Source organism: Boseongicola sp., from assembly GCF_057460485.1.
This window is the reverse complement of record NZ_JBVCWP010000236.1, coordinates 1-6,056: the sequence shown is the minus strand read 5'-3', so window position 1 is coordinate 6,056 and position 6,056 is coordinate 1. Positions and strand designations below refer to the sequence as shown.

Here is a 6,056-nt window from a genome sequence, read left to right as displayed (position 1 = left end):
CACCGGCAGAACGCGATCCATGACTTCAACCACAGTTGTGTCCGCCCCAAGCGTGTTGTAAAAACTCGCGAATTCAATTCCGATGGCACCCGACCCGATGACCAGAAGCTTTTTGGGCATCCGTGGTGGCTGCAAAGCATGCTTGTACGTCCAGACAAGATCACCGTCCGCCTCAAGTCCAGGCAATTCGCGCGCACGCGCGCCGGTCGCAAGGATGATGCTTTTCGACTGCAACTCTTCGACGCCTTTGTCCGTCTTGACCGAAACCTTGCCTTTGGAAGGCAGGGTTGCCGCACCCATAAAGACCTCGACCTTGTTTTTCTTCATCAGATGCACGACGCCACCGTTCAACTGCTTGGCCACACCGCGTGAGCGCTTCACCACAGCATCCAGATCGTACTCAATCCCTTCGACCTTCAGGCCGAATTCTTTGGCACGATGCATCAGGTGAAAAACTTCGGACGACCGAAGCATCGCTTTGGTTGGGATGCAGCCCCAGTTCAGGCAAATCCCGCCCATGTGCTCGCGTTCAACGATCGCCACCTTCAGGCCCAGTTGGCTGGCACGGATCGCGGCGACATATCCACCGGGACCTGCCCCGATCACCACCACGTCAAAAGTTTTAGCAGCCATTGGTTTCCTCCTGCGGCGATATTGTTCTACGTTAAACTATTTGCCACATTCGGAATGCCTTGTCACCCTAACGACGATGCTTCGGGGGAAGCCCCGCTACCCGTTGGGCGCAATGCTCTAGGCAACCAAAATAGTGTTCAGGCCGCCTCTGCCGCTTTCATTGCCTCAACCGTCGCCCCATAGCCGCCCTGCTCAAGGAAGACCGCTTCGGCTTCCGGCGTAAGACGCGACAAAGCCGCGTTCCGGTTGGGGAAACGGCCGAACTTGCGGACAACTTCGCGGTGTGCTTTGGCATGAAGAAGGTTTATGCCGCCGGTCTCTGGCATCCGCGTCATGATAAGACGCACGGCGCGGTCCTGATCGCTCAGGCACTCGGCATGAACCAGAGGCATATAAAAGAACTGCCGCGCGGGTTCGTCAATCTTCAGGTCCCATCCGCGCGAAATAGACGCTTTTGCTGCTGCTCTCGCCAGACCGTCTGAAGCGAATGCCTTTGGCGTGTCGCGAAACATGTTCCGCGAAAATTGATCCAGAAGGATAATATACGCCAAAGTCCCGGTCGCATGTGTAAGCCACAAGGACAATGCGCCCTCGCAAGCACGATTGTACACACATTCGAAACGGTCTCGCATTTCTTGATCAAGCTCGGACCCACCAGCATACCAGCCTTCCGGGCCTTGTTCGTCCAGCCAAAAGGCCAGAATGTCCTCAGGGTTCGTCATAATGCCACACTTCACTCCACCAAGTTTCACTTCCCCGTAATCGAATCGTTAACGAAAGATCATGATCGATCAAGGGGGTCGTCCTCATTTGGTTCTTCTTCGTCGTCATTTTCGACATTTTCAGCATAGTAATCCTGTGCCGCTTCAGCCGCTACCATGGTTCCTGTCGGCATCATCGGCGCGTAGCTTACCGCATCATAGCCTTCGGCTTCCTCGCTGTAGACCGACGCGCGTTGTGTCATCCGCCAGGCCACAAACGCCGCCATCGCAAACATGAAAAAGCTGAGGTAGACCCAGAACCCGCCAGGTCCAAACCTGGTCAGCATCCAACCCGTGATCATTGGGCCCATGATAGCGCCCAGGCCATTAATGAAAATCAGACCACCGGCTGCGGCGGCCATATCCTCCACCTGAAGATAGTCGTTCGTATAGGCGATCAGCAGGGCATAAAGCGGGTTGGACATCCCACCCATAATGAAGGCTGCAAACAGCACGACTTCAAAACTGCTTCCAAAGACCAGCCCCAATATGCCCGCCGCCCCGCCGCCCAGTGCGGCCGCGAGAATCATCACGCGCCGATCCATCCGATCCGATAGCCAGCCAAACGGGTACTGAAACACCATGCCGCCGATAAAGATTGCCGAGACGAAAATCGAGATCTCGGCAACACTAAACCCTGCTCGCGTGCCGTAAACTGACGCCATGCCAAATTGGGCTGCAAAAATCGCGCCCAGCAAAAACATGCCAACGCAGCCAAGCGGTGAGAACTCATAGATCTGCCTCAGCGTCATCGGTTTTGTTGTTTCAAAAGTTGGTGATTTGGCAGCAGACAAAAGGATCGGCGCGAACGATAAAGAAACAAGAACCGACGGGATCACGAACAGGATAAACCCGGCCGGGTCCGCCACGTTCAACAGCGCCTGACTGGCCACAATCCCAAGCATCTGCGCCATGACATATAGTGACAAAGACTGACCGCGCGTCTCGTTGGTCGCCGAATTGTTCAGCCAGCTTTCCGCTGTCACATACACGCCCGAAAACGAGAACCCAAAGACCACGCGCAATGCGATCCAGGCCCAGGGGTCTGTGATTGTCGGGTAAAGGATCAAAACGGCAGAAATAAACGAGGCCAAAGCGGCAAAAACGCGGACGTGCCCAACGCGACGGATCATCTCGGGCGCCATCCGTGATCCGATCAGGAAGCCCGCAAAGTACGCAGAGGTTATGACTGACAGCTCTATCGTCGAGAAATTCTCAATCGACCCTCGAATACCAATAAGCGAGCCCTGAAGACCGTTTCCGACCATCAAAAGAAGAATTCCGAGAAGAAGTGCCCATGTACTGCCGAGAACCTTGAGCATGGTTAGTCTCCGTTGCCCTTTCAACCGCCTTAGCGCCCGCGTTGATAGCGGACACGCTTGCCTACGACTTGACCCCGGTCGCTTTCAGCCCTTTGGCAGCAAAAGTGACGCATCACCATAGGAAAAGAACCGGAATTCACGCAAAATCGCATGAGTATAAATCTCGCGAATACGTTCAGACCCCATGAACGCCGAAACAAGCATCATCAGTGTTGATTTTGGCAGATGAAAATTGGTCATCAAAGCATCCGTAATCTTGAAACGGAATCCGGGCGTGATGAAAATATCCGTCGCCCCCTCCCACGCCGAGATTGTCCCGTCCGGCGCCGCGGCGGTCTCGATCAGTCGCAGCGCCGTTGTGCCGACCGGAATAATCCGCCCACCGCCAGCGCGTGTTGCGTTCATAGCTTCGGCAGCTTGCGCGGTCACCGTGCCTCGCTCGGCATGCATCTTGTGGTCACTGATGTCGTCGACTTTCACCGGCAAGAACGTGCCCGCCCCCACATGCAGCGTGATGTAAGTGATCTCGACCCCGTGCGCCGTCAACGCCGCCATTAAGGCGTCATCAAAATGCAGCGAGGCGGTCGGGGCAGCAACCGCCCCTGTCGCGCGCGCCCAGATCGTCTGGTAGTCCTCTTTGTCCTGCGCATCGGACTTGCGCAGCGCCTCGATATAAGGCGGCAAAGGCATCGCACCCGCCGCATTCAAAGCGGCATCAAAATCATCGCCGGTAAGGTTGAAACGCAGCGCCGCTGTCCCCTCGGCACGCCCCATCACTTCCGCTGTCAAAATGTCGGAAAACCGGATCACCTCGCCATCGCGGACTTTCCGCAAAGGCTTCAGCAGGGCCATCCAGTTCCCATCAGCAAGAGGATCCAGAAGCGTCGCCTCAATCCGTGCTTGCGTCACGCCCGCCTCGCCGTCACGCACCCGCATGCCCGAAAGCCGCGCCGGGATCACTTTTGTGTCGTTCACGATTAACCGGTCGCCAGGCCGTAGAAACGACGGCAAATCAAGTGCCTGCGCCTCGTCGATCGCCACCGGGCCCGCCACCAAGAGACGTGACGACGACCGCGGGCGCGCCGGGCGCGTTGCAATCAACCCCTCGGGAAGATCAAAATCAAAATCAGAAAGTTTCATGGTACTCAATTCGTTGGCGGCGGGCGGCGGAAAATTTCGCGAAACAGACCCGGCGTCAGGATCGACAATGGATTAACCCCGACGGTTGGCGCATTTGCAGGACCGCTCACGCGGTAATTGAAGCCAAACAGACCTTCACCGCGACGACTAACGACCGATCCGACCGCATTCAGAAAATACAGCGGCGACACCACGCCCTGCAAATCAATCTCCTTGGCATCGAGGTCATAAAGTCCTGCTGCCGAGATGCCAAGCGACACGCCAATCGCCGCCGCCTCTTCCAAAACAAGCGCGTCCGGTGTCAACCTGAAACGGCCGTCCACAGTGGCAAAGCGAATACCCTGCCCCGAAAGCTGATCTATCAAGCCCACAAGGCTGATGGTGTCCAACAAAGCAGCCATCACCGGTGCATTCTGAATACGGATGTCTTCGATCAGAAACTCGCCACGCAGTGTGCCGGGCGCAGCCGTTGTGTCCGGTGTCAGCACAAGATCAAGCGTGCCGCCCATGGCGTTTTTCGTCAGCCCGGTCGACCGCACGACGCCGCCCGCATCACTGGCCTGAAGCCGGATTGCCGTCCCCCCATTGGCAGGCGCCAGCGTGCCTCGCACCGTGGTCTGGCCATTGAGCCGGGCTTCGAACGTGCCCGAAAGCCCGGCTTGCCCTGCATCAACCTCACCGGTCAAAGGCGCGAACGTGATGCTGTCGGACAAAACGAAGCTGTCAAGGGATACGGTAATCGGCGTACGGTCCCCGCCGCTTTCTGACACGGCAGCGCGCGGGAACTTGCGGAAATCAAGCGTCCCGCCCTCAATTGAAATCGCAGGCGACAGCCCCGCGCCTCGTGGCGTTATCCGCGCGCGCGCATCAAGCCATCCCCCAACCCGCACTTGATCAAAAACCGCAGCCTCAAGCCCACCGTCCGCCGTCAAAGACAATCGCCCGTCCAACGCCAGACCGGGCGCCGAAATCTCTAGGCTTTGCACATCGGGAACGTCGCCAAGCCGCGCGACCAACTCCAACCCTGCCGGACTGCCCGGCTCCTTCGACCAGTTTAGCGCCGCGATTCGCATCCCTAAACCTTTAAGGTCAGATGCCACCGATAACAGCGGTGCCACATCTGGTTTTACCTCAAGCACATAGTCCGCACGGGTAGAGCCGCTGATCAGATCGCCGGGCAGTGGCAAACCAAACGCCTGAATGGCATCCGGTCCAAGCGTGACGCGCCCGGTAATACGGCTTCCTTCGGCACGCGCACCATCGCCCAGCGGCTGACGCCAATCTGCGGTCAGCGAAACGCCGTCAAGGTCAGCCGGACCGGCAATCCGCACTTCCTCAACAGAAGCCGAAAGCGCCATCCCGCGCGACGTCAGCACGCGCCCTGGCACGATAACTTCCGAACGGACGTCACTGAGCTGCCCCGTTACCTGATAGGTGACGTCCTCGGCGTCAATTCCATCCTTCAAAGGAAGCGTGACCCGCGCCGTCACTTCACCAATACCTTGCGCCAGATCAATCCCGCGCTCGGCCCTTTCCATAAGGCGCAAAGGTCGATTATTCGTTACCGAAAGCAGCGCCGGAATAGTTCCGCGCGCGCGTATCTCAAACTCGCCCATTGCAGGTCTTTGTTCGGTGTCCGGCACCCGAAACGTCGAGCCCGCGATATCAACGAAATCGCCAGTCCCAGCCATCACTCCGCCACCGGTCATCAGCAAATTAAAAACATCATCGTGGATGACGCCCCGGCCCGTCGCCCCCATGATCCGGGGCATATCGCGCAGAAACTGCACCTCACCTTGTCTAAAATCGAAGGTCAGCCCCATATCAAGCTTCTCGCCGGGGGACTTTCGCAGGGCGACATTGACGTCCTCAAGTAGCCCCGCTTTGACGTTGGAATTCAGCCATCCGCGCGTCACCGGAGCCTCGATTAGCGGCCAAAACTCCATTACTGTTGTGGTCGCGATACGCTGCGTGGCGGCATCCAGCGAAAGCGACCACCCGTCAGCCCCCGCCGAGACGACCCCACGCCCACGGATCGGTGCATCGTCGTTAGAAAGCGCAATCTGCGCCAATTCGGTGATAATTTCGGCATCGCCTTCCAAATCGTCGACGACATTTTGGATTATGCCGCCGAACCAGCCAAGCTAGGCAAAAATATCGGCGACGACCTCCGTGAAGGCAAGATGACATTACCGCTGAT

Annotated in this window: 5 protein-coding genes and 1 pseudogene; 1 reads left to right on the top strand and 5 read right to left on the bottom strand. The window is 57.6% G+C overall.

What is annotated here, in order from left to right:
* The 5 genes from AC221Y_RS18965 to AC221Y_RS18945 form a co-directional block, all read right to left on the bottom strand.
* On the bottom strand, positions 1 to 633 hold a 633-nt coding region (locus AC221Y_RS18965), incomplete at its 3' end, for an FAD-dependent oxidoreductase (RefSeq protein WP_486708037.1).
* 137 nt (positions 634 to 770) lie between these two features.
* Positions 771 to 1,355: a DUF924 family protein gene (locus AC221Y_RS18960; RefSeq protein WP_299753914.1), complete on the bottom strand. Its 585-nt coding sequence runs from the start codon at positions 1,353 to 1,355 to the stop codon at positions 771 to 773.
* A 59-nt stretch (positions 1,356 to 1,414) separates the two neighbouring features.
* The gene (locus AC221Y_RS18955) at positions 1,415 to 2,716 is read right to left on the bottom strand and encodes an MFS transporter (RefSeq protein ID WP_486708036.1); all 1,302 of its coding nucleotides are present in this window, start codon (positions 2,714 to 2,716) and stop codon (positions 1,415 to 1,417) included.
* Between the two features lie 84 nt (positions 2,717 to 2,800).
* Entirely contained in the window at positions 2,801 to 3,856 is a 1,056-nt protein-coding gene (gene queA / locus AC221Y_RS18950; protein WP_299753916.1) for a tRNA preQ1(34) S-adenosylmethionine ribosyltransferase-isomerase QueA, read from the bottom strand.
* Positions 3,857 to 3,861: 5 nt separating this feature from the next.
* Complete coding sequence (locus tag AC221Y_RS18945) at positions 3,862 to 5,958, bottom strand: hypothetical protein (RefSeq protein ID WP_486708035.1); 2,097 nt, start codon at positions 5,956 to 5,958, stop codon at positions 3,862 to 3,864.
* On the opposite strand from AC221Y_RS18945, the pseudogene AC221Y_RS18940 reads away from it, so the two are divergent.
* Positions 5,920 to 6,056, top strand: a pseudogene (locus AC221Y_RS18940) (polyprenyl synthetase family protein); the annotation flags it as partial. The gene AC221Y_RS18945 and the pseudogene AC221Y_RS18940 sit on opposite strands and share 39 nt — an antisense overlap.